At 62.7% G+C, this 22557-nt stretch carries 21 protein-coding genes and 3 pseudogenes; 9 read left to right on the top strand and 15 right to left on the bottom strand.

Annotated features, from left to right (window positions below; all coding sequences use genetic code 11):
* Positions 1 to 127 precede the first annotated feature (127 nt).
* The 9 genes and pseudogenes from M0639_RS33555 to M0639_RS33510 all read right to left on the bottom strand — a co-directional run bounded on the left by M0639_RS33555 (position 128) and on the right by M0639_RS33510 (position 10452).
* Positions 128 to 907, bottom strand: coding sequence for a sulfite exporter TauE/SafE family protein (locus M0639_RS33555; RefSeq protein WP_058037327.1), 780 nt, complete (start codon positions 905 to 907; stop codon positions 128 to 130).
* A gap of 52 nt (positions 908 to 959) precedes the next feature.
* The gene (locus M0639_RS33550; protein ID WP_054802217.1) at positions 960 to 1367 is read right to left on the bottom strand and encodes a DUF302 domain-containing protein; all 408 of its coding nucleotides are present in this window, start codon (positions 1365 to 1367) and stop codon (positions 960 to 962) included.
* A gap of 42 nt (positions 1368 to 1409) precedes the next feature.
* Positions 1410 to 1637 (bottom strand): YgaP family membrane protein, encoded by a 228-nt coding sequence (locus M0639_RS33545; RefSeq protein ID WP_058037328.1) that lies wholly within the window; start codon positions 1635 to 1637, stop codon positions 1410 to 1412.
* A gap of 52 nt (positions 1638 to 1689) precedes the next feature.
* Entirely contained in the window at positions 1690 to 1959 is a 270-nt protein-coding gene (locus tag M0639_RS33540) for a metal-sensitive transcriptional regulator (protein WP_054802216.1), read from the bottom strand.
* A gap of 116 nt (positions 1960 to 2075) precedes the next feature.
* On the bottom strand, positions 2076 to 4229 hold the full coding sequence (locus tag M0639_RS33535; RefSeq protein ID WP_058037329.1) for an MMPL family transporter: 2154 nt from the start codon (positions 4227 to 4229) through the stop codon (positions 2076 to 2078).
* A gap of 311 nt (positions 4230 to 4540) precedes the next feature.
* Complete coding sequence (locus tag M0639_RS33530) at positions 4541 to 5917, bottom strand: MBL fold metallo-hydrolase (protein ID WP_058037330.1); 1377 nt, start codon at positions 5915 to 5917, stop codon at positions 4541 to 4543.
* 361 nt (positions 5918 to 6278) lie between these two features.
* Positions 6279 to 8705 carry a heavy metal translocating P-type ATPase gene (locus M0639_RS33525; protein WP_231915138.1) on the bottom strand — a complete coding sequence of 809 codons (2427 nt, stop codon included), beginning with the start codon at positions 8703 to 8705 and terminating at the stop codon, positions 6279 to 6281.
* 660 nt (positions 8706 to 9365) lie between these two features.
* Positions 9366 to 9725 (bottom strand): annotated as a pseudogene (locus M0639_RS33520) (catalase); the annotation flags it as partial.
* 93 nt (positions 9726 to 9818) lie between these two features.
* Positions 9819 to 10452, bottom strand: a pseudogene (locus M0639_RS33510) (MIP/aquaporin family protein).
* A gap of 396 nt (positions 10453 to 10848) precedes the next feature.
* Here M0639_RS33510 and M0639_RS33505 point away from each other — a divergent pair.
* Genes M0639_RS33505 through M0639_RS33495 form a run of 3 tightly spaced genes read left to right on the top strand, consistent with a single transcriptional unit; the run spans position 10849 to position 12941 of the window.
* The gene (locus M0639_RS33505; RefSeq protein ID WP_058037332.1) at positions 10849 to 11349 is read left to right on the top strand and encodes a DUF2231 domain-containing protein; all 501 of its coding nucleotides are present in this window, start codon (positions 10849 to 10851) and stop codon (positions 11347 to 11349) included.
* 36 nt (positions 11350 to 11385) lie between these two features.
* Entirely contained in the window at positions 11386 to 12177 is a 792-nt protein-coding gene (locus tag M0639_RS33500; RefSeq protein WP_058037333.1) for an acyl-[acyl-carrier-protein] thioesterase, read from the top strand.
* Entirely contained in the window at positions 12174 to 12941 is a 768-nt protein-coding gene (locus M0639_RS33495) for a VIT1/CCC1 transporter family protein (protein WP_058037334.1), read from the top strand. Before M0639_RS33500 ends, M0639_RS33495 begins: the two co-directional genes overlap by 4 nt.
* Positions 12942 to 13076: 135 nt before the next feature.
* Here M0639_RS33495 and M0639_RS33490 read toward each other — a convergent pair whose 3' ends face one another.
* Positions 13077 to 13850, bottom strand: coding sequence for a P-loop nucleotide/nucleoside kinase family protein (locus tag M0639_RS33490; protein ID WP_156423094.1), 774 nt, complete (start codon positions 13848 to 13850; stop codon positions 13077 to 13079).
* 59 nt (positions 13851 to 13909) lie between these two features.
* Here M0639_RS33490 and M0639_RS35325 point away from each other — a divergent pair, with 59 nt between their 5' ends.
* Positions 13910 to 14104 carry an integrase core domain-containing protein gene (locus M0639_RS35325; RefSeq protein ID WP_082661327.1) on the top strand — a complete coding sequence of 65 codons (195 nt, stop codon included), beginning with the start codon at positions 13910 to 13912 and terminating at the stop codon, positions 14102 to 14104.
* Positions 14105 to 14182: 78 nt separating this feature from the next.
* On the opposite strand, the gene M0639_RS33485 is transcribed toward M0639_RS35325, so the two are convergent.
* The 5 genes from M0639_RS33485 to M0639_RS33465 all read right to left on the bottom strand — a co-directional run bounded on the left by M0639_RS33485 (position 14183) and on the right by M0639_RS33465 (position 17372).
* Complete coding sequence (locus tag M0639_RS33485) at positions 14183 to 14404, bottom strand: ferredoxin (protein WP_082661328.1); 222 nt, start codon at positions 14402 to 14404, stop codon at positions 14183 to 14185.
* Positions 14401 to 15606 carry an NADH-ubiquinone oxidoreductase-F iron-sulfur binding region domain-containing protein gene (locus M0639_RS33480; protein ID WP_058037336.1) on the bottom strand — a complete coding sequence of 402 codons (1206 nt, stop codon included), beginning with the start codon at positions 15604 to 15606 and terminating at the stop codon, positions 14401 to 14403. Before M0639_RS33480 ends, M0639_RS33485 begins: the two co-directional genes overlap by 4 nt.
* Before the next feature lies 1 nt (position 15607).
* Positions 15608 to 16165 carry a ferric reductase-like transmembrane domain-containing protein gene (locus M0639_RS33475; RefSeq protein WP_058037337.1) on the bottom strand — a complete coding sequence of 186 codons (558 nt, stop codon included), beginning with the start codon at positions 16163 to 16165 and terminating at the stop codon, positions 15608 to 15610.
* A 2-nt stretch (positions 16166 to 16167) separates the two neighbouring features.
* The gene (locus M0639_RS33470; RefSeq protein ID WP_231915143.1) at positions 16168 to 17004 is read right to left on the bottom strand and encodes an FAD:protein FMN transferase; all 837 of its coding nucleotides are present in this window, start codon (positions 17002 to 17004) and stop codon (positions 16168 to 16170) included.
* A 101-nt stretch (positions 17005 to 17105) separates the two neighbouring features.
* The gene (locus M0639_RS33465) at positions 17106 to 17372 is read right to left on the bottom strand and encodes a hypothetical protein (protein WP_058037339.1); all 267 of its coding nucleotides are present in this window, start codon (positions 17370 to 17372) and stop codon (positions 17106 to 17108) included.
* 181 nt (positions 17373 to 17553) lie between these two features.
* Between M0639_RS33465 and M0639_RS33460 the strand changes: the two genes are divergently transcribed.
* From M0639_RS33460 to istA, 5 genes and pseudogenes are all read left to right on the top strand, one after another.
* The gene (locus M0639_RS33460) at positions 17554 to 18216 is read left to right on the top strand and encodes a response regulator transcription factor (RefSeq protein ID WP_058037340.1); all 663 of its coding nucleotides are present in this window, start codon (positions 17554 to 17556) and stop codon (positions 18214 to 18216) included.
* A complete protein-coding gene (locus M0639_RS33455) occupies positions 18213 to 19448 on the top strand; it encodes a sensor histidine kinase (protein WP_058037341.1) in 1236 nt (411 codons plus the stop codon). Before M0639_RS33460 ends, M0639_RS33455 begins: the two co-directional genes overlap by 4 nt.
* 418 nt (positions 19449 to 19866) lie before the next feature.
* The gene (locus M0639_RS33450; protein WP_058037342.1) at positions 19867 to 20331 is read left to right on the top strand and encodes a class I SAM-dependent methyltransferase; all 465 of its coding nucleotides are present in this window, start codon (positions 19867 to 19869) and stop codon (positions 20329 to 20331) included.
* Positions 20328 to 20831, top strand: coding sequence for a condensation domain-containing protein (locus M0639_RS33445; RefSeq protein ID WP_058037343.1), 504 nt, complete (start codon positions 20328 to 20330; stop codon positions 20829 to 20831). Before M0639_RS33450 ends, M0639_RS33445 begins: the two co-directional genes overlap by 4 nt.
* Positions 20832 to 20898: 67 nt before the next feature.
* Positions 20899 to 22544: pseudogene (gene istA, locus M0639_RS33440) on the top strand (IS21 family transposase); the annotation flags it as partial.
* Between the last annotated feature and the right edge of the window lie 13 nt (positions 22545 to 22557).

The raw sequence follows: 22557 nt of genomic DNA, 5'->3' as shown, positions 1-22557 counted from the left end.
TCACCACGTAGATATCGGTTGCCGATGTCTACGCCGAAAACAGATACGACGAATGGCGAACGAGGCCGGTCGCCGATATGGAAAAGCGGAGTTCCACACGAGTACGGCTCCCTCGTGTGTCACGGCGTCAGCGACTCAACACGAGAGTATCGAACAGAATGTACGCGGCGACGGCGAACACCAGGTACGCGAACCAGTGTTGAAGTTTTCCGGTGTCGACGCGGTTGCCGAACCGTCCGGCGACCAAGGAGGCAACGATCGCAGCTCCGGTGAAACTGATCGTGATGGCCGGATCGATGGTGACGCCGCTACCGAGATGTGAGATCAAGCCGGCGGCGGAGTTCGCGACGATGATCAGAAGCGAGGTTCCGATCGCGATCTGCATGTCTATTCCCAACATCAGGACAAGGGCGGGGATGATGAGGAATCCGCCGCCGACGCCGAAGAGCCCGGTCAGCACACCGACGGCGAATCCTGCTGGGATCGCACGAGGTGCGCAGCGACGCCAATTGATACCGGAATCACCTACGCTGCAGGCGGTTCCGGTATCGCCGCGGTCGGCGAGCATACGAGCACCGGCAACGATCATGACCGCGGCGAACCCGATCATCACGACGGACTGCGGGAGCACTCGCCCGAGGGCACTACCGAGGAAGGTTGCGGGGATACCGGCAGCGGCGAACACGGCGGCCAGTCGCCACTGCACAAGATGGGCACGGACTTTCGGGATCGCGCCGACAGCCGAGGCGACACCGACCACGATCAGTGAGATCGGGATTGCTTGGTCGATGTCGAGGCCGAGGGCGAACACCAGGACCGGTACGGCAAGGATGGATCCGCCGCCGCCGAGGAGTCCTAGAAGGACACCGATGACTGCCCCGGCAGCGAGTGCGATTGCGAGAGTCATCGGCGTCCTTTTCGTCTACCGACGTTCGGCGGCATGCGGTTGTTGTTCTAGTTCAGTTCTGTTGTGCGGTGAGCGAATCGAGAGCTGCCTGCAGCCTGGCGGTGGCCTCGTCGGCGACGGACTGCAGTCGGGGTTCGCCGGTCACCTCGACCATGAGGGCGGGGTTCATCGCATCGACGATGACGGTGTTCTCCGCGGAGGGATCGGCGCGCACGACGACGTTGCAGGGCAACAGTAATCCGATCCCCCGCATCACTCCGACTGCTCGATGTGCCAACGTCGGGTTGCAGGCGCCGAGGATGAGGTAGTCCTCCAGGTCTTCGTCGAGCTTGGCTTTGAGGGTCGATTTCATGTCGATCTCGGTGAGTATCCCGAAACCTTGCTCCGACAATGCCTTACGGGTGCGTTCGACAGCGTCGTCGAACGTGGTGTTCAGGGTGGTCGTGAGTGCGAGTTGCATGATCTACGTCCTTTTTTCGGGGGATCCGGGGTCTGGGATCGGTCAGCGGGTGCCGAGCCGCGGGATGCCGAGGCGTTGGAGTATCAGGCTCATCGGGCACCATCCCACTGCGCTGTAGAGCAGGAGATTCGCAGCGACGAACGTGGTGAGAAGCAGCCACCAAATGGAGAAGGCGAGTGTCAAGGCCACGCTGAGCAGGACGACTACCCCGCCCAATAGTGGAACGATCCGTTCGATGGTCCAGCCGTGGTGCCGTGGGAGAGCTGTCATGACTGTCCGTACCGTCCTTTCTGTTCGTTGTTCCGCGATCGCCGCCGCGGTCTCAGGCGAGTGCGAGGAAGAGCTTTTCGAGTTCCGCCTCGGTCATCGGTTCCTTGCCATTCTCGCGGTTGCCGGTCATGCATTCGCGAAGGCCGGTGGCGACGATCTTGAAACCGGCCCGGTCGAGTGCGCGTGAGACCGCGGCGAGCTGGGTGACGACGTCCTTGCAGTCTCGGCCCTGTTCGATCATCGAGATCACTCCGGCGAGTTGGCCGTGCGCGCGGCGGAGTCGGTTGAGTACCAATGCGATGCTGTCGTCGTCGCCGACCATGGGAGTTCCTTCCGAAGATCAATCAGTAACCTCAAATATACCCCTATGGGTATATCCGGGTGGGTGGTTCGTCAGATCTGTGCGTCACAGTGGCCGAACCACGCCATCCGGACCTGTCAGTGCGAGAAACTGATGTTGGGCAATACCTTTCGCAGCCACGCCGGGGACCACCACGCGGCATGCCCGGTCAACCGCAGGAGCACCGGCAGCAGGATCAGCCGAATCAGTACCGCATCGAGCAGTACAGCGACACCGAGAATGATGCCCATCTCCTTCGGCGGCAACGGATCAGCGAGCGCGAAGGTGAAGAACACGGCCACCATCACCGCGGCAGCGGCGAGGATCACCCGCCCCGAATGAGCCAGACCGTCGACGTGCGCAACCTTGGGATCACCTGAGCGCTCGTAATGCTCCTTCGCCGTGGCCAACAAGAACACGGTGTAGTCCATGGCGATCGCGAAGATCATCGCGAAGAAGAACACCGGCCCCCACCCGTCGAGGAACCCCTGCGGGGTGAAACCGAGCAACGACGCGCCGTGCCCGTCCTGGAAGATCAACTTCGCGACCCCGAATGCGGCGGCGGTGGAGAGCAAGCTGACCACGGTACCGAGGATCGCGATCAACGGCGCCTGCAGCGCCACCAGGAGCAGCAGGAACCCGAGAACCAGGATGATGCCGACGATCAGCGGGAGGTAGTCGTTCAGCGCTTGCTGCAGGTCGAGGTTCTCCGCCGGTGCGCCGCCCACCAGAGCGCCCGAGGGAAGGTCCGCACGCAAGGTGTCGAGGATGGCTCCCATCTGTGCGTCGGACGGATCGACGGTAGGCATGGCCTGCAACATCACAAAATCGCTGCCATCGAGTGCGGACTGCGGCGGCGTCACCATGGCGATACCTTCGGTCGCGGCAGCAGCCTTCGCTGTCTGCGCGCCCTCCGCGGCGGGGGCGATGATCTGCAACATGCCCGGCGCCCCCTCCCCCATCTGAGCTTGGACGAGTTCGTAGCCCTGGCGGACCGGGGCGTCGGAGGGGACAACCGCGATGGAGGGCATCGCCACCTTGAGCCCGAGCACCGGGATCGACAGCGCGATCAGCACCAGGAGAGAACCGATGGCGAACGGCCACGGGTGCTTGTGCAGCAGCTCGCCCCAGGCGGCGAACTTCGGTGAGCGGTGTTCCTGACGCTTGGCGTAGGGCAAGGATCCACCGTTGACCTTGGTGCCGAGCATCCCGAGAACGGCAGGCAACAGAGTCATCGAGGCCAGGAGGACGAAGAACACGGCGAGCATGATGCCGATAGCCATCGTCCGCACGGCCGGTGCCGGAACCAGCAGGACCGCAGAGAGGCTCACGAGCACCGTGATTCCGGACAGGACGACGGCCTTGCCCGCGGTATCCATGGTTTCCGCGACCGCCGCCCGCGGCGACGATGCATGACGTATCGCGTCGCGGAACCGGGAGACGATGAACAGGGCGTAGTCGATACCGAGGGCGAGGGCGAACATCATCGCGAAGTTCATCGCCCACACGGAAATCGGGGTGATCTGGTTGAGCAGAACCAGGCCGCCCGCAGAGGCGACGAGCCCGGCCAGGGTCAGCAGCAGTGGGAGCCCGGCGGCGACGAGGGACCCGAAGGCGAGCACCATGATCGCGAGGGTGACCGGCCAGGAAAACAGTTCGGCCTGAATCATCGCGTCGTGGTTGGCCTTGTTGAAATCACTCCACAGTGCCGATGCGCCGGTGGGATAGACCTCGATGCCGTTCCCGGACAGGGCGGTCAACTCCCCCTTGAGATCGTCAACGGCCTTGACCATCTCGTCGGTGCTTGCGTTCGCGCCCGCGATGAGAATTCCGGTGTGCCCGTCGGGGCTGATGGACATTCCCGGCTGCGGCGCGATGATCGCACCGAAGCGAGGGTCCCCGGCGAAGACATCGGTGACCTCGGTGAGGGTGCGCTGCATGTCGGGGCTGTCGATGGTCCGGTCATCGGAATGCACGACAACCTGGACGGCGGCGGAAGAGTTGCCGCCGAAGTGTTCCTGTGCGAGTTCGCGGACCTGGACGGATTCGGATCCGTTGGCCTGCCATCCGGCGCCGGCGAGGGAGCTGAACACCGACGGTGCGGCCGCGCCGAGTGCGATGAGCACGATCAGCCAGACACCGAGCACCCATTTTGCGTTGCCCGCCATCGATGCGCCCATGCGGCCGAGTACGCCGCCGGACGCGTGTGAGATCGGCGGAACGCCGTCCCTGACCTTGGTGTTACTGGACATTGGTTGACTCCTGAAAAAAGGGGGTGATGGGTGCGAGTATGGGCGGGTACCGGGTCATGGCACCGGGTCATCCGGTGCGGCGGGTCAGCGGCCGAAGAAGGACCGGAAGAACCCGGACCCCGGGTCAGGAGCAGGGGTGCAGGTACAGCGCCGCGCTGTCTGGACGCCGGCCATCACCTGGTCGGCGTGCTGGCCGCATCCTGCCCAAGTGGTCTTGGAGCAGGAAGAACATGTCGTGGTGTAACACACCTGGTATCTCCTTGTCAGACGTCGTGCCGCGTATGGGGCACGAGAGTTTTTCTGAATAGGCGCTATTCGGAAGATCGCTCGACCCAGGCCGTGTATCCGCCGACCAGGTCGCTGACGTTCTCGATGCCGTCGGCACGCAACAGTGATGCGGCGACGGAGGAGCGCCAGCCGCCGGCGCAGTGAACGACGATCGGTTTGCTTCGTGGCAGGTCCGCGAGTTGGGAACGCAACTGTGCGAGGGGAATTGACCGGGCGCCGTCGATGGCACCGAAGTCACGCTCGCCGGGGTTGCGGATGTCGATCAACGTGACCGCGCCCGAGGCCAGGAGACCCTCGAGCTCGGACACCGTGGTGCGCGGCGCGGTACGGACAAGGTCGGCGAGCGCGTCCGGAAAAATTCCATCAACGTCGACAGTGAGGTATCCGAGCGCGTTGTCGGATCCGATGCGCGCCAAACGCATTGCCGCAACCTGTTCCTCACCCGGGTAAGTGATGAGCACGATGCGCTCGCCGATATCGGCGACCATGCCGCCGGTTTCGGCGAACCTACCGTCGAAACCGACATTGATCGAGCCACGCAGATGCCCGGCGGCGAAATCGTCGGGGGTGCGGGCATCGAGAACGCGTGTTCCGCTGGCCATTTCGACCCGGAGCTCTCCCGGTGAGAGTTCGGAGACAAACCGATCTTGTTCGAGGAGTGCACGATTCGACTTGTTCAAAGCTACGGCGGCCGAAAAATACCCCGGCACCGCAGGCTGGCCGTCGGCGACGAGAGCGACGAACGCGTCTTCGCTCATCGGCTGCACCGACGGATTCGTGCGGCGTTGCTCGCCGATGGTGGAGGTCAACTCGGAAGAGAGGTTCTTGCCGCAGGACGACCCCGCGCCGTGAGCCGGCATCACGGCCACTGCGTCGGGCAAGGTCAGCAGCCTCTCGTGGACGGTGCGGTACATCGCCCGAGCCAGGTCGGTATTGGTGCCGTCGCCGAGATTGGCCAGGTCGGGGCGACCGACGTCGCCGATGAACAGCGAGTCCCCGGTCAGCACAGCGGACGGCTCAGCGTCTCGATTCTCGCGAACGAGCAGGCTGATCGACTCCCACGTGTGGCCGGGGGTGGAGAGGATTTCGATGTCCACCTCCCCCAGCGTCAGGTGCTCGCCGTGGCGCAGTCGGCGAATCGGGTAATCGGTGTCCGCGGCGTCGCCGAAACCGATCCACGCGCCGGTAGCCTCGACCAACTCGAGGTGACCGGAGACGAAGTCCGCATGAAAGTGCGTGTTGACGACACCCTCGATGGTCAGGCCGTATCGGGTTGCGTCCTCGAGGTATTCGGTGATGTCGCGGCGCGGGTCGATCACGATGGCGCGGCCGGTGCTCTCGTCGCCGATGAGGTACGACGCGTGCGAGAGGCACTCGATGTAGTACTGCTCGAGGATCATCGGACAACCTTCCCTGTTCTGTGGAGTGCGATGACTACAGGTTGCCATATACCCCCTAGGGTATGTCAAGTACCCCCGGGGGTATACCCGGGTGCAGGCCGGGACACCGAGAAGGAGAGATCGGAACAACTGCCTGGAAAGCGGAAACGGGTCGGACGAGAGCATCAAGTTTCGATGCAATCCCACACCTCGTTTGGGTCACCGGATGGTTGGTCTGCGACGGCGCTACCCAAGCGAGCACATAGTTCATGAAACACCGCCAAACACCGGAGCTCTGGACGGAATTCCCGCCTCAGAGGTCCGGGCACCGCAAACAGCGCTCCCGGAATTGAGCGTGTCCATCAAATCGGGAACACTCCAGTCAGCCGCGGACTGAGGGAATCCGTTCTTCGATGTCACGTGCTCCCTTCTCCCGGTATCGACGGGCGCGCACGGTCAGTGCTGTCTTTCGTCCCTCGGGGAGTTCGGTGTCGGCGAGAGTGAAGTAGTTCTCTTCTTCTTGCAGGAAGTGCAGGTGCAGCAACGCATGCAGCCCGTAGAGGCAGGCCCGCAGATCGTCGACCTGGCTGGGTTGGATGCCACCGGCCTCGTGAGCCAGTTGCAGGTGGTTGCCGATGCGGTCGGTCAGCCGGTGGATCTCGGCGTGGGTTCGACTCATCGTGGCCGTTGCCTCGGCGCTGCCCAGCGGCGTCGCCAACGCCGGGTACAGCTCGGTCTGTTCGGCGTCCTCGTGCGGCAATAGTCGTTCGGTGAGGAAGCTCTGGGCTCGGGTCAAGGCATCGATCGCAGGTTTGCCGGACCCGGCGGCAACATTGTCGGCGGCATCACGCAGCAGCGTCAGTCCATCGCGTAACTTGTCGTGCTCGCCGGAGAAGCGGCGCAGCATCGCGTCGGTGCCATCCGGCAGCTCGATCCCGGCGGCAGGGTTGCCTCGCAGCGCACGCAGGGCGTTGAGGATCACCGCGACGTCGATGCCTTCCTGCAGCAAAGCCCCCGCCGCGGGCGGCAGCAGTCCGACTGCGGCAGCACCCATCGCCAGCAGGGACAGCACCATCCCCGCCACCGCGCTTTGGACCGCGATGCGCCGTGACCAACGTGCGATGTCCATCGCGTCGGCCAGCCTGTCCAAACGGTCGGTCGTCAACACGATGTCGGCGGCCTCGGAGGAGGCCGTTGCACCGCGGGCGCCCATCGCGACGCCGACCGTGGCCGCAGCCAGAGCAGGGGCATCATTGACGCCGTCGCCGACCATCACGGTCACGGCTCGTTCCCGTTCGGCCCGCACGGCAGCGACCTTGTCGGCGGGGCTCTGATTGGCGTACACCTCGTCCAAGCCCAGCACGGTGGCCACCTCCCGCGCGGGTGCCGCACGGTCACCGGTGAGCATGACCAATCGGTTGATTCCGGCAGCGCGCAGCCTCCGAACCGTCCTGGGTGCGTTGCGGCGCAGCGGGTCTCGTAAAAGAACCGCGCCGACGAGCTCGTCGTCGGTACTGACCCACGCGATTGCGGCGCTATCGAGGCTGGCCCGGTTGACGACCGCCACGGCCCAATCCGCCTCGGATGCCTCGCCGGCGAGCTTGCCGACGGCAACCCTGGCGCCGTTCACCGTGGCGGTGACTCCGCGTCCGGGGTGTTCGATCACCTCGACGGGCAACGACAGCGACAGGTGCCGTGCGAGGGCTTCGGTGACGATGGCCTCGGCAAGCACGTGGGGTGACATCTGGTCCACCGAGGCGGCCAGTCGCAGGATCTCGGGGGTGTCGCTGCCGGGCGCCGCCACGACGTCGACGACGACGGGTCGACCGGCGGTCAGCGTGCCGGTCTTGTCCATCACCAGCGTCGTCGCATGGCCGAGATTCTCCAGCGCCCCGCCGCTACGAATTACCACACCCTGTCGCGAAGCCCGCGACAAGCCGGAGACGATCGCCACCGGCGCTGCGAGCAGCAGCGGACACGGCGTCGCCACGACCAGCACTGCCACCGCTCGTACCGCTGACCCACTGGCCAGCCACGCGGCGCCGGCGACAGCGAGCGCCAATGGCAGGAACCATGCTGCATAGCGATCAGCCAGCCGAATGATCGGTGCACTGTCGGCGCCCGCCTGCTGCGCCAACCGCACGATCCCGGCGTAAGTGCTCGCGTCGGCGGTTGCGGTGGCTCGGATCTCGAAAGCGGTCGCGGCATTGACCACACCGCTGCGCACCGGTTCACCGACCGCGCGTTCAACCTGAAGTGGTTCACCGGTGAGCGCCGACTCGTCGAGGACCGCCACCGCGTCTTCGACCCGGCCATCCACCGGGACCACTTCTCCGGGGCCGACCACGAGCAGGTCACCGGCCACGACCTCGTCCAATGGCACCACCGTGATCACGTCGCCGATACGCCGGCGCGCGGACCGCGGCGCACGCTCGAGCAGGGCCCGCAAGTCGTGCGACGCGCGCCGTTGTGCGGCCGCATCCAAGGCACGCCCAGTGGACAGCATGACCGCGATCAGCGCACCGGCCACGTACTCGCCGACCCACAGAGTGCCCACCAGCGACAACACTGCGAGCAGATCCACTCCCGCCCGGCCGTTGCGTAATGCCACAATCACCCAGACCAGCGCGGGCACCACGGCGACCAGCGTTCCTGCCACCCAGCACCCCTCGGCGATCGCACGCCAACCAACGACCCACGCGATCCCGCCGAGAATCAGCGCTGTCACCGTGACCACCACCAGAGCCGGTTCGAGCAGCGACCGAAGTCGCTGCAACGACGTCTGGGCGGTCGGCGGTATGTCGGTCACCGTGTACTCCGACTGTCTACGTCACGATCACCGCAAAATCCTTTGCAGCGTCGATCACTACACACTTGACCTGAAGTTATTCGCCTGTCGACGCTCACGGCCGTTCCCCCTCTGCCTGCCTGCATCGGTGTCGGTGTCGGACGCGGGCCACCGGACAGTCGCATTCGACCGCCGCGGCCTCCGACGCCGACCCGGCTGAGGGATTGGATGATGTAGCGCTGCGCATTTTGTCCTCTCTGGGACCGTTCATCGAGTGACATCGGTCGATGCGCGCAGCTAACTGCGGTGCACGCGAACCTCAGACGACTGCTGCCCTTAAAGGTAGAAGTCGCGTACCGGTTGCTCGAGAGTCGTTGGCCACCGGCCGCACAGTCATACGGCCCTACTCTCTGGGCTGACCAACGCTGTGTCCTGAAGACGCCACTCGAAGGCGCCAAAGACCTCGAGAGATGCTGACACTGACACTCACCAGCATTTGTCGCAGGTGATGCCGCATGCGGATTTCTGTCGACAGCGTACGTACGCGGATTACTCAACCTCGGACGAAAACCCGGTTTCTTCAAGTTCTTTCACCGGAACCGTCAGTCCCCGGCGAAAGCTCGACAGTTCGGTAAAGCCGGAATTGACCTGGCAATGTCGAGCGGATCGGATGGATCAAATGGTGTAGAACTTCACCGCGAAGCCGCGCGGGTCACGCCAGGTGTCGGGGCTACCGCGTTCGCCGGCCACAGTGGAGAACCTGATCACCAGCGGGGTCGTCGTACCCGGCTGGAATACCGCGGCCTTGGTGTAGCCGCTGACATCGTTGGTCACCTCGAATTGGCCGAAGGCGCCGCCGCTCTTGGCGTGCGGTTGCCGTTCGGGGACGCGTTCGCGGTTGAACTGCGCCATTTGCTCGATCAGGTAGTGATCGTGCAGCAGGATCGGTCCGTCCGGTCCGACGGTAAGTGAGTGCTCGTCGCTCTCGACCGGGATGCCGGAATCCGTCGTCGTCCTCGGTGTGGGCTCAATGTCGGTCATTGTCGTGCCTTTCGGGGGTGGGGCGGTGCTTTCTCGATGTCCGGCGGCGAAGCCGGCCCAGGGAACCTGGATCGGTCCCGTCGGCGGCGCCATTCATCTGTCGTCGGGATTGAGCACAAGGAACGCGGCACCGGCGACGGCACCGGCAACAAACTGGGCCACGAAGTACACCCACAACGTCGACCAGGCGAACATCCCCATCACCACCGCACCGAAGGCAACCGCCGGGTTGAACGCACCCCGGAGATGTCACCGACCGCGAATGCCCCTGCCATCACTGTGAATCCGATCGCCAAGCCGTAGAACGAATTGTCCGGGTGACTCCTACTGGTGGCGACGTTGAGCATCACGAAGCACAGGGCGAACGTGAACAACAACTCGACGACGAACGCTGCACCAGGGTGCGACCCGCCAGCGTGAGGGTCGCGACGGCCGCGGCCCGCGCCGGATCCACGACCACGCGCACCACCACCGCAGCAAGCAGCCCGGCAACGAGCTGCGCGATCGCGTATCCGGCCGCGTCACGCCACCCGATCCGGCAGCGCACCAGCACCGCGAGGGTCACCGCCGGGTTGAAGTGTCCACCGGAGACGTGGCCGCCGGCGTAGATCATCACCATCAGGCTCGCGCCGATCACCAGCGGTGCGAACGGGCTGCCGCTGCCTGCGGCACCCCCAACGGTGAACACCAGAAAGAATGTCCCGATCGCCTCGACGGCATACTTCACGCTCGGCCGTGGGGCGGCGACCACTTCGGCGGCTTCTTCACCGGCTACCGCATGTCTGGGTCTTCGGATTTGACCATGTCAAGGCTCCTCGAATTGCCCTTGGTACTTCCAGGATCGTCTTTCCCGGCGGGCCGCATCGTCGGCGCTGCCCTCCATCAGCGCTTCCCGCAGGCCTCACTCTGCGGATACCCCGGTAGCTGCAATTCGACCCCCTATGTGACCGGCGGGGTTCGATGACGCAAACGCCCCGTGCGAGCACGGATTAACTCTGCACTGCCCCTCTGAAGGACATAGGCTTCCACCGAGAACTCTCCAAGAATCAGTCGATACGTTGACACGGAGCCGCGTGACACGCGGCTGACTTTCGCGTCGTTGCACGAGATCGGGAGATCAAATATGGGATTGACCACGATCGGCGGCCTACCCGCACACCCACTTCTAGTCCACCTCGTCGTTGTCCTCGTACCGATATCAGCACTACTGCTCGTTCTCGCGGTATGTTGGCCCGCTGCAAGAATCCGACTGGGACTGGCACCAGCAGCGATCGCGTTGATCACACTCATAGCCGTGCCGATCACCACCGACGCCGGTGAATGGCTCGAACACCAAATCCCCGAAGATCCTTTAGTCCAGGCACATGCCGAATTGGGTGATCAGATGCTGTTCTGGTCCATCGGGGTGTTCGTCCTCGCCGCCGCATGGTGGGTCCTTCACTCGACACGCTTCGCAACGTGGCGAGCGGATCGTCCCGACACATCGGCGTCGCCGAAACTCTGGCGGATTGTCGTCATCACAATCGCTGCCCTGTCCGTCCTCGTCGCTGCCGGCTCGATTGTGCAGGTGTACCGGATCGGCGAGAGCGGAGCGAAAGCCGTGTGGAACGACCAACTCGGATAGACCAGCCGAGAACAAACAACGAAAAGAGCTCTGCCCGTGACAACCTCGGCACCACACACGTCCGCGAACCGCGGAGGGTCACAGTCCGATCCGCTCGCACCGCGCCCTTCCGAAGGGGCAGTCTTCAGTAACTCGTGGCCCGTCCGTACCGGAGACATCCACCCGGACCGAAGCCTACGACTCGACGCCATAGCCCGTTACCTGCAAGATTTGGGTTTCGACAACCTCGAAGCAAACGGCGCAGCCCAGACCCACCCACTGTGGGTGGTACGTCGAACGGTCATCGACGTCATCAGACCGATCAGCTGGCCCGACACCGTACGATTACATCGATGGTGTTCCGCCCTCTCGAGCCGCTGGTGCACCATGCGAGTGCGTATCGAATCAGACGGCGGCGGTTTGATCGAAACCGAAGGATTCTGGATCAACATCAATCCACAGAACGGGATGCCGTCTCGAATCAGCGATGACTTCATGGCGCCGCTCGCCACGACAACCGACGAGCATCGCCTCACCTGGCGACGATGGATCACCGACGTAGCGCCAAACACTGCGGGTACCGAATTCTGTTTGCGGCCCAGTGATATCGATCCATTCGATCACGTCAACAACGCCGTGTACTGGCAACCGGCCGAAGCGTCGCAGAGAAGGCATCCGTCCCTGCCAAAGGCTCCGTACCGAGCTGTTCTGGAATACACGAAACCCATCACCATCGACGAGACCGTCGAAATCCGAACCACCCACCACGCAGAAACGAGCACCGCGTGGTTCGTGTGCAACGGCGATACCCGTGCCACAGCACAATTCACGAAACCCGGCCCGTCATGACAGATTCGCCTCGATCGCCGAGCTCATCAGGAGGAGCCGACAACGACAGCGAAAACCGTCGACCGGCTCACGACGAACCACACACCGCTGGTGTGTCCTCGCGGCTGAACTGGCTGCGCGCCGGGGTACTCGGAGCCAACGACGGCATCGTCTCCGTCGCAGGCCTCGTCGTCGGTGTCGCGGCCCTCTCACCCGACCGCGGCCCGATCCTGACCGCCGGTGTTGCAGGTCTTGTCGCCGGCGCTGTGTCGATGGCGCTCGGCGAATACGTGTCCGTGAGCACTCAACGTGACACCGAACGCGCCCTGTTGGAGAAAGAACGCCGCGAACTCGAGCAGACGCCCGGTGCAGAACTCGACGAGTTGACCTCCATGTACCAGGCCAGGGGCTTGAGCGAGGAAACCGCCCACAAAGTCGCGGAGGAGTTGACCGCTCACGACGCGTTCGCCGCACACGTCGACATCGAACTCGGTATCGACCCCGACGAGTTGACCAACCCGATCTCCGCGGCACTGTCGTCGGCAATATCGTTCACGGTGGGAGCGTTGCTTCCCTTGATCGCGATCCTCGCCCCACCGACTGGGGCTCGGATTCCTGTCACCTTCGTCGCGGTCCTGCTTGCGTTGGCGCTGACCGGCGCGGTGAGCGCGCGTCTGGGCGGAGCGAATCCCCGTCGCGCGGTAGTTCGTGTGGTGCTGGGCGGCGCCCTCGCGATGATCATCACCTACGCCGTAGGGCAACTACTCGGAGTTGCAGGAGTCTGACAGCAGATACGGGATCGCACTGCCCCGCGTGCACTGACCAACGCCAATCGGGACGCCCGGTAGGTCCAAATGCAGTCGCGTGCAGTGAGGCGGCCGCGATCGAGCTTCCCTCGATGCACTTGCCTCTATCTCGGCTCAACTAGCTGCGAGTGCTGCGAGTGCTGCGAGTGCTGCGATCAATGACTCGTAGGTTCCCTCTGCGGTGGAACGGTCGGCGTCGATTACGAGGTAGTTCGAGCGAATTCGCAGGTACTGGGTGAGATGGTCGTGAATTCGTTCAAGAAGTCCATCTCCTCCGTTCTGCACGATCACCTGGTCGAGTTGCTGCTGATGGGTGATCTCCAAGTGCGTACTTCGTTCGGCGAATCGAGCGAGCGCCTGTTCTTTGCTTCCAATCAGTACGACCTCGAGATACTCGGCATCGCTAGTTTTCGCCGCCACCTCAAAGTCCTCGATTTCGGTAATTCGGGTAACTAGCTGCGGCATCACCACATCGTGCCCACTCTGCAAATGGGTTGCCGCCATGCTGACGGCGAGCTCTCTTGCCGCAACCAAGGCGGTCCAGAAGTTGTCTTGCCATCCACCGACGAGACTGACCACATGATCGGTGTCGAGGTTAAGCACTCCGGGGTGACGGTCGGCGTACATCCGGGCAATCGTCGACTTCCCGATACCGGAGGCCCCATTCAGATGAATCAGTCGCGGCATTCTGCAAACACTAGTTACGAAGCTTCGAACTTTGGGGCTTACCCGCTGAACTCCCGAAAGGTTGTGGGGTGGTCGATCGCAGACCATATGCGCATCGACCTGACCGCGTAGGCGTTGACGAAAGCGACTGCTGGTGCTGCTGCTGCTGCTGCCACGCTTATCGAACCCGGAGCTGTTTTCCACCCGGATCGCGGTAATCAATACAACTCCAGGGCATTTCGTCACCTGATGTCCGGCCTGGAGCTGCGATCATCTATGGGATGCACGGGGTGTGCTGGGACAGGAATACGGCCGAAAGATTCTTCCCCGCGCTGAAGAACGAGTTCGTCTTCCGGACCGTCGACGCAACGAAAGATCAAGCGCGACAAGATATTGTGGGATACATCGAAGGTTTCTGCAACCCGCGACGTCGTCACTCGACGCTCGACTGCCGGCCTCCGAACGAGGTTCACTGATAGTCATCAGCAGCTCGCGATCGCGGCCTGAAATTAGTCATCTCCATTGTCCGAAATCCTCATGACAGATCAACCCACCTACGGCAGGAGTCGCAGAGCTGCAGTAGGGCAGAGCTTAACAGCGCGCTCAGCATCCGATTCGAGTTCTGTGGGAACGTGCGACTCTCGCTGGCGGTCATGCGCCAACGGATATCCCCACTCGTCACGCCCAAACAAAGTCGGCAACAATTCTGTACACAGTCCGCGACCGTCGCATGCAGTCCAATCGATATGCAGGACTTTGCCCACCCTCCTACTCATGGCGTGGCCTCCATATGCGCGCCGACCTCGCAGCGACCGTCCGCGTGCAACCGGAGATCCCGCCCGAATACACGCAGTGAACTCCTCACAAATCGCGCTGTACCGTCGGGGTGTTTGCACGCACCACGACCGTCGACCAGATCTGCCAGGTAGTGGATTGAATCTTCACTGTGAGTACGGCCTTCCCGATAAGCAACCTCAGAGAGTGCCTGGGCCAGTCGAGGCAATCCATTGACGCAGGGCCCGCACTGGCGTGCACTCTGACCGGCGAGATACTGCACGATATCGGCCGAAATCTGCAAGCCGCAACGTGAGTGGTCGAGCACGTGAATGACACCGGCGCCCGGGGAGGCGCCGACAAAGCCCAGCGACGCGGTTGACATGATGGTTGCCGACAGCTCCACCGCATCGATCCAACCACCGTGATACCCACCGATCAGGACAGCACGCACACCTGCCGAATCAGTGCGGGAATACCCGGACACCAACTTCGCCACCGAGATCCCCATCGGCACCTCCACGACACCGCCGACTGCCACATCGCCTGAAATCGTTACCAGCATCGTCCCCACTCCACCGTTGACTCCGCGCGAGCGAAACCACTCAGGTCCGTATCGGGCGATCAGTGCGATGTGCGCCAGGGTCTCGACGTTCTGAACTACTGTCGGCCGCCCGCGAAGTCCAGATGAAGTGTTGTGAGCGAATCGATCTCGAGGTAGGGCTCCTCCCCCTTCGATCATCCCGATCACAGCTGACTTCTCGCCGCTGACGAAAGTTGTCGGAGACTCGACGAGGTTGACGGGAAGCTCACCGAATCCAGCGCTCCGCCGCTCCTCCAATGCTTGCCGCACGAACCGGAGCTGACGTTCTCCCGCATAAAGGTAAATCTCTCGACTACTCGTCTCGTGCGCGACCAGCAGCAATCCGTCGATCACGAGGTGGGGTGCATGTTCGAGAAGTACCGCATCCTTCTGACTGAGCGGTTCCCCTTCGCTGCCGTTCGCGATCACCACCACGCGCCTTCCGGTGACGGAATCGAGTTTGCTCGCCGTACGAAACGCCGCTCCCCCCTTGCCTGCGAGTTCGGCATCTGCGAGTAGACACGTCAAGGTGCCCGGCTGCAGGGAGTTCGGGAGAGGGCCGAAGAGTGCTGTGTGCGTGGCGAGGTCGGGTGAACGTGCGGCGAGTAGTCCGATGGTCATGTCATGTCCGTTCTGCAGTACGTAAGGTCGCGTACTCGATGAAGTCGGTCCGAAGCCGCCAACTCACTGATCCGACGACCGCGATCGCCGAACCAACGGTGATCGCGAGAAACCATGCGTGCCCGGAATCGGTACCGTTGCCAAGTCCGTGCGCGAGTGCGATCGGCCACAGTGCGTATGCGCCCCAGTGAACTAGTCGAAAGGTTCTGTTCCCGATGCGATTTCGGAGCATTCCGGTGAGTGAGACTGCAAGGAGAATGTCGAATGCGAGAGTGCCCAGTCCTAACCAGACAGGTCGGTAGTCACCTAGGAAGGGGAAGATGAAATCCACGAGTTGAAGTTGCGCGTACGGGTCGGCGAGAAGTGACAGCATGTGAACGACGACCAATATGAGCCCGATCAATGCTGCGGCCCGGTGTACGTTCTGTACCCCGAATCTAGGAAGCCCCGCAAGCGCTCTCCCCGAGCGTGTGAAGATTCCGAGCACCATCGACACCGTGAGGAAGGCAAGGGCGGTAACTCCTGTCCCACGCCCGAACGCCCAGAATGCCTCGTCCATGGCTATAAACCCTCCCTGGCACTGACGATCTCGCGATCTGACGGCCACCCGTTCAGCAGACGGATCTCACCCGACGAGCCCACCAGCCGCGCCGGCAAACCTTCGATCTCGAGCTCCTGCGCACCGGCAAACCCTCGTACAACGCACGCAGTACTTGCGAGGTTGGCCGACACGCAACTGTTGGCTGCAACAGTGACCGTCTGCCATGTGCCATCTGCACTGCGACCACTATGAGGATCGATGATGTGGTGCACGTTTCGACCGTTCTGCGACCACCGGCGCTTCCTGGTGCTCGAGGTGGCGACGGCCACTCCCGGAGGAAGAACGACGTTACTGGCAGGAGCGTCGTCGCCGTCTTGCACCAGGACTGTCCAACCACCGTCGGGTGACGGGCCTGCTGTGGCGATGTCTCCTCCCAGACACACCAACACTCCGCAATTCAGCTTCGCGCTGACTGCTAGTGCACAGTCGTCCGCCGCCAGCGCCTTCGCTGTTGCTCCAAGGTCGAGTTGAACACCGGCCGGGACAGTGACGGTTTGCCCGTCAAGTCGGACCGAACTCCACAGTGGGTTCGAGACGAATGACGTTCGGATCGGTACCTCCCGGCCCTCGATCAGTGCAAAGTCGCGGTCGTAACCGAGTGCGATCATCGCCGCCCCGATGGTTGGATCCACCGCGCCTTCTGTGATCCGGGCGCCATCAAGCGCTGTTCGGAGTAGGCGTGCGAGAGTGCTGCTCACTTCGACCGGGATACCTCGGGCATTCTCAATCAGCCGAATCTCGGAATCATCGCGAAATCGGCTGCATGCCAATTCTATTCGGTTTAGGTATTCGTCCACGATCAACCTGGCCGGTAGGAGAGATTCAGGGTCCGTCACCACTATCGACGCCTCGATTCCCCATAACGTCCACTCCGACCTCGCGACAGGCGACACCGCGGTCACGATCCGGCCGATCGAGCGTGGGAGCCGTGAGCGCCGGAACTCCCGCTCGACAGGCGCGGTGTTGCAGTTGTGGACGTCGGGGTGGAGGCAGTGCCCGCGCCCGAGTTAGCGGAAGGGATGTCGTTGACCGTCGTCACAGTCGCCACCGTTTGGGTATCGGAGTAAGCAAGGGCCGTTCCGCCGATGACCCCGACCACTCCCAATGCCACGAGGGTTCCGGTGACTGCTCGTACCTTTCGGAATCCGTCTTCCGGTGTATTCATCTGATGCCCGCTCTCAAATGCTCGATGAAGAACTCAACAATCGGCCTCGGTGCTGATACACACCTGGACGGTCGCTGTGAAGCCGCTGTGAGTCGGCGCAACACCCCTCGCTGGCTCTGACGTCCACGATCCAGACACAATCTTGGAGAGTTCTCAGAACAGACGTGGCAGGCTCGCACTCATGGCCCCGAACCCACGAATTCTTCTCGTCGAGGACGATCGGCAACTAGCGGGCTTGCTCGCGGACTTGTTCGAGGACGAAGGGCACGATGTCGATGTCGCGCACGACGGGCAAGCTGGCCTTCATTTGGCGCTGACACGGGCATACGACGTGTTCGTCTTCGATCGAGGTTTGCCGGTCGTCGACGGCGTCGAGTTACTCAGGACCCTCCGAGCACGCGACTCTAGCGTCCCCGCGTTGATCCTCACTGCACGTGGTGCCCTCACTGATCGTGTCGAGGGGCTCGATGCCGGCGCAGAGGACTATCTGGTCAAACCCTTCGAGATTCCCGAATTGCTGGCTCGAATACGCGCCCTGCTTCGCCGCCGCGCCTCGGCCAGTCCGATCCACGTCGGCAGATGGGAAGTCGATCGCGCCAACCGGACAGCCACGGACACGGCGTCCGGTTCGGTGACCTCACTGTCGGAAAGAGAGAGCGAACTCATCGGACTTCTGTGCGCGTCACCTGGACAAGTCTTCTCTCGCAGCCAACTGCTCGAGCACGTGTTCGGAAGCGCAGACACCCCGGGCACTGTCGATACCTACGTTCACTACCTCAGACGTAAGCTCGGCCGGAATGTCATCGCAACGGTTCACGGCCTCGGGTATCGGTTCGGAGAATGATCTGCCGCAGAAAAGTCAAGGGCCACCGAGGATCTACCACTGGCTTCGGCGACGAGGCGCGTCTACGGCGAGCCGGCCGATCCGCGGCGATACAGGCTGCCGTCGCGCTGGGCGCCGTGTTGTTGATCGTGGGAGCCGTATCGTACCTCGGCTACGCGCGGGCACAGGATCGTCAAATCCGCTCTGCACTGACCGAGGTTGCGGCGACGGCGGACGATGCGGATGATCCGCCCCCTGGTATGTCGCTCGCATTCCGCTCGGCCGATGGTGCCGTTGCTGTCAGCCCACGCGCACCTCGTGGTACCACTGGTCTCCTCGACTCGCCGGTCGGCTATACCGATTTCAGCAGTGCAGCTCAAAATTATCGCGCCCTCGTCTCGGATGGCGCCGAAGGCCGTGTGGCAGTTGTCGCAGCACTCGAGCCATACGAAACCGGCAGACAGCGACTTCTCCTGGCGCTCGGATTCGCCGAAATCACCGGTATTGCTGCATCCGTGGGTGTCGTGTTTCTGTTGTCACGGCGTGCGATCAGGCCGCTGAGCCAGGCTCTCGAGTTGCAGCGACGATTTGTCGCCGATGCGTCGCATGAACTCCGCGCACCATTGACCGTATTGCATACTCGCGCACAACTTCTGGCCCGTCGAGGAAATTCGATCGAGTCGTTCGAGCTGGTAGCTCAATTGAACGGACTGGTCGACGACACTCGCGCTCTGGGCGAAGTGATCGAAGATCTTTTGATGGCGGCGTCGATGGATGACAGACGACAGTCGAGGCATCGGGTCGATATGGCGGCGGTCTGTGAGCAAGTGCGCGGCAGCGTCGCAGATCACGCCCAGAAATCGGGGGTCTCCGTCGAAACCAGTGAGTCGGGTACGGGCGAACCTGTGGTCCTGGGGATCGAATCTGCTCTGCGCCGCGCTGTTCTCGCGCTCGTAGATAATGCGTTGGCGCATGAGCGACCGGGCGGTCACGTCCTTCTCCGTGTCGAACGTGATCGTGATCAGGTCAAAGTCCGTGTGAGCGACACCGGAATCGGGATCGCTCCCGAGGTCGTCCCCATTCTGTTCGACAGGTTCTCGCATGGGGAGATGCAGCCTGCAGGTTCGCGCCGATACGGAATCGGATTGTCGTTGGTCCGCGAGATCGCACATGCACATCGCGGCGAAGTCATTATCGAATCGACGCCAGGGGTCGGCTCCGCCTTCGAACTCATCCTTCCGGCAGCCGGCTGAAAGTGCGCGAGGTCGGGACGGCAATGCACTCCGGCAAGAGAATCCACGCGAGCACGTGCCCCCAGAACTCTCCAAGAAATGCTCCCTACGTTGGTCTGCGTGGGACTGACCAGGATCGGCGGATTGTCGGCGCGTCCACTTCTCGTCCGCTGTGTCGTCGTGCTCGTTCCGCTTTCCGCGATTCTGGTTCTCTGTACAGTTCTCTGGCCGAATGCACGCATACGACTCGAAATATTGCCTGCACTGACGACAGAGGTCACCGTGGTCCTAGTCCCGATCACCACCGACGCAAGTGAACGGCTCGAACACAACTCCCCTTGCTACGTCTATCGAATCGGTGAGAGCGGAGCAAGGACCGTGCGGAAGGAACAGGCGCAAAAATCCCCTTAGAGCGAGTCGACGACAGGAGCGCAGTGTGATGATTCGATTCCCCGGAGTGTATGCACCACAAAGCCGTACCCGATTGATTTCGGATGCCGCACTCGCCGAACACATGGATGCTTCGTCCCAGGTACTCGACCCGCGCTCCGGTCGTGGCGCTGTGAACGCCTGTGCAGCCGGTCCCGGCACCGAATCAGTTTTCGCTGCCGACATCTCACGCCGCGCTGCAGTCTGCCCGTGGTTGAGCGGACAGTTCCATGGCGCCAGAATCCGCGTCAGCTGTGGGGGCCTCCTGCCCCTGTTGCGCGGTCGTCGATACGACCTCGTCATAGCGACCCCACCTAACGTTCCGTCGCTATGCAACCGGAAGCCGCGAATCGGCCCCGCACACAGCTGGGACGGTACAGCCCAGTTGTCGCGCAGGACATATCTCGAGTCGATGCGCGTCATCGAACCTGGACAGGACATCAAGGAAATCGTCGTTATCCGGGCCCGAGTATGACGTCACTGACGGCCGCGCAACGGTCTCTATATTTCGCGCAGACGCTCGACCCCACAACCCCGTACGTCATTGCGCAGTATGCCGAGTTGACCGGAGAACTGGACGCAGACCGCCTGGAATCCGCAACGGTCATCGCTCACCGTGAATTCGGTATTGCAGGCCTTCACCTACGCGTGACGGACGGTGTCCCGGAACTGCATGACGACGTGAACATCGCCGTTGTCGGCGAAAGGCTGGACTTTCGCCGATTCGACAATCCCGTCGGAGCAGCTACCTCCTGGATGCAACACGAATGGTCGACCGCGACCCTATCTTCGGACCAGCCGCTTACAATCGCGAAGCTGCTGCGCGTCGGCCCGGACCGTTGGTTCTGGTACTACCGCGCTCACCACATAGCACTTGACGGGTACACATCTGTTTATGACAGCTTGAGTCGAGACCACCGTGACGGCCAGACCCAGACCCATCTGCGACTCGCCGGACCGATGATGACGGTTTGAGCTGAGCCCACCTCAGAGTTGGTGCCATCTGGCTTGTTCGGATGCCAGCAACTGCTGGAGGGCAGTGATGGAGACTCGAATGGAGTTGTTCGCCCGAATTCGACGTGACGCCCGGATCGAGGAGTATTCGATCCGGCAGTTGGCCCGCCGCCACCAGGTCGGCCGGGCAACGGTGCGGATGGCGTTGGCGCAAGCGGAGCCGCCACCGAGAAAGATCCCGGTGCGCTGTTCCCCGAAACTGGATCCGTTCAAAGCCGCGATCGACGCCATGCTCACCGCCGATATCGACGCACCACGAAAACAACGCCACACGGCCCGCCGAATCCTCGCCAGGCTGGCCGACGAACATGGAGCGCAGCACCTTTCGTATTCCACGGTGCGTGACTACGTGCGGGTCCGGCGAGCACAGATCGACGTCGAAGCCGGACGCCGCATCGAAGTATTCGTCCCGCAGGAACACGCACCCGGTGCCGAAGCGGAAGTCGATTTCGGTGAAGTATGGGTGATCCTGGCCGGGGTGAAAACGAAATGCCACATGTTCGCCTTCCGGCTCTCGCATTCGGGGAAATCCGTGCACCGCGTGTACTCGACCCAAGGGCAGGAAGCGTTCCTCGAAGGTCATATCGCCGCGTTCGACGAGATCGGCGGTGTCCCGACCCGTCACATTCGCTACGACAATTTGACCAGTGCAGTGCAGAAAGTGATTTACGGGCAATCTCGTGCTCGTGTGGAGAACCCGCGGTGGGTGCTGTTTCGTTCGCACTTCGGGTTCGACCCGTTTTACTGCCAGCCTGGTATCTCCGGGGCGCACGAAAAAGGCGGTGTAGAGGGCGAGGTGGGCCGGTTCCGCCGAAACCGATTGTCCCCGATGCCTGTTGTCGACTCCCTCGATGAGCTCAACGAGAAGATCCGCGGCTGGGACACCGCCGACGACAGTCGGCGCATCAATGACCGGATACGCACTGTCGGGCAGGACTTCGCCGTCGAAGCACCGCTTCTGCGCCCTGTTCCAGGCGAGGGCTTCGATCCTGGATTGTCGCTGGAACCGCGGGTCGATCGGTCAGCGTTGATCACGGTGCGGATGGCGAAATACTCTGTCCCAGCACGTTTCATCGGCAGGAAGGTGCGGGTGTCGTTGCGGGCATCGGAAGTGGTGGTCTTCGACGGACGGGCGGCGATCGCTCGCCATCAACGGGTCATCGCCCGGGGCGGTCAGAGCCTCGATCTCGACCACTACCTGGAAGTACTGCGCACCAAACCCGGTGCCCTGCCAGGGGCCAGCGCTTTGGCCGCAGCCCGCAGAAACGGGACGTTCACCGCCGCTCATGACGCGTTCTGGGCGGCGGCCCGCAAAACCGACGGTGACGCCGGCGGAACCCGCCAACTCATCGATGTCCTGCTCCTGCACCGCACCATCGATAGCGATGACGTAATCGCGGGCATCGAAGCCGCGCTGACCGTGGGTGCAGTGACCGCTGATGTCGTCGCGGTCGAAGCCCGCCGACACGCATCATCGGAGGTCGATGCGGGTGGGTCTGATTCAGGCCGTCATCTCGTTGCTCGTCGCGACGGCCGCGAGCAACGCGTTGTCAGCCTGACCCAACGCCGTCTCGCCGATCCGGCAGCGATCATCGCTGGTCTGCCAGCCGATTCTCGGCCCGCACCGACGGTCGATCACTACGACCAACTCCTGCGACTCCCCGAACGCCGCAATCTCGCCCCATCC

The organism is Rhodococcus qingshengii JCM 15477, from assembly GCF_023221595.1.
In the GTDB taxonomy this organism is placed as follows: domain Bacteria; phylum Actinomycetota; class Actinomycetes; order Mycobacteriales; family Mycobacteriaceae; genus Rhodococcus_F; species Rhodococcus_F qingshengii.
Note: the sequence above shows the minus strand (reverse complement) of the source record. Positions and strands in the feature narration are given on the sequence as shown.

Excerpts from the sequence above, each read along its gene's own strand:
- M0639_RS33555 (WP_058037327.1), bottom strand. The coding sequence starts at position 907 with ATGACTCTCGCAATCGCACTCGCTGCCGGGGCAGTCATCGGTGTCCTT.
- M0639_RS33550 (WP_054802217.1), bottom strand. The coding sequence starts at position 1,367 with ATGCAACTCGCACTCACGACCACCCTGAACACCACGTTCGACGACGCT.
- M0639_RS33545 (WP_058037328.1), bottom strand. The coding sequence starts at position 1,637 with ATGACAGCTCTCCCACGGCACCACGGCTGGACCATCGAACGGATCGTT.
- M0639_RS33540 (WP_054802216.1), bottom strand. The coding sequence starts at position 1,959 with ATGGTCGGCGACGACGACAGCATCGCATTGGTACTCAACCGACTCCGC.
- M0639_RS33535 (WP_058037329.1), bottom strand. The coding sequence starts at position 4,229 with ATGTCCAGTAACACCAAGGTCAGGGACGGCGTTCCGCCGATCTCACAC.
- M0639_RS33530 (WP_058037330.1), bottom strand. The coding sequence starts at position 5,917 with ATGATCCTCGAGCAGTACTACATCGAGTGCCTCTCGCACGCGTCGTAC.
- M0639_RS33505 (WP_058037332.1), top strand. The coding sequence starts at position 10,849 with ATGGGATTGACCACGATCGGCGGCCTACCCGCACACCCACTTCTAGTC.
- M0639_RS33495 (WP_058037334.1), top strand. The coding sequence starts at position 12,174 with ATGACAGATTCGCCTCGATCGCCGAGCTCATCAGGAGGAGCCGACAAC.
- M0639_RS35325 (WP_082661327.1), top strand. The coding sequence starts at position 13,910 with ATGCACGGGGTGTGCTGGGACAGGAATACGGCCGAAAGATTCTTCCCC.
- M0639_RS33485 (WP_082661328.1), bottom strand. The coding sequence starts at position 14,404 with ATGAGTAGGAGGGTGGGCAAAGTCCTGCATATCGATTGGACTGCATGC.
- M0639_RS33480 (WP_058037336.1), bottom strand. The coding sequence starts at position 15,606 with ATGACCATCGGACTACTCGCCGCACGTTCACCCGACCTCGCCACGCAC.
- M0639_RS33475 (WP_058037337.1), bottom strand. The coding sequence starts at position 16,165 with ATGGACGAGGCATTCTGGGCGTTCGGGCGTGGGACAGGAGTTACCGCC.
- M0639_RS33465 (WP_058037339.1), bottom strand. The coding sequence starts at position 17,372 with ATGAATACACCGGAAGACGGATTCCGAAAGGTACGAGCAGTCACCGGA.
- M0639_RS33460 (WP_058037340.1), top strand. The coding sequence starts at position 17,554 with ATGGCCCCGAACCCACGAATTCTTCTCGTCGAGGACGATCGGCAACTA.
- M0639_RS33455 (WP_058037341.1), top strand. The coding sequence starts at position 18,213 with ATGATCTGCCGCAGAAAAGTCAAGGGCCACCGAGGATCTACCACTGGC.
- M0639_RS33450 (WP_058037342.1), top strand. The coding sequence starts at position 19,867 with ATGATTCGATTCCCCGGAGTGTATGCACCACAAAGCCGTACCCGATTG.
- M0639_RS33445 (WP_058037343.1), top strand. The coding sequence starts at position 20,328 with ATGACGTCACTGACGGCCGCGCAACGGTCTCTATATTTCGCGCAGACG.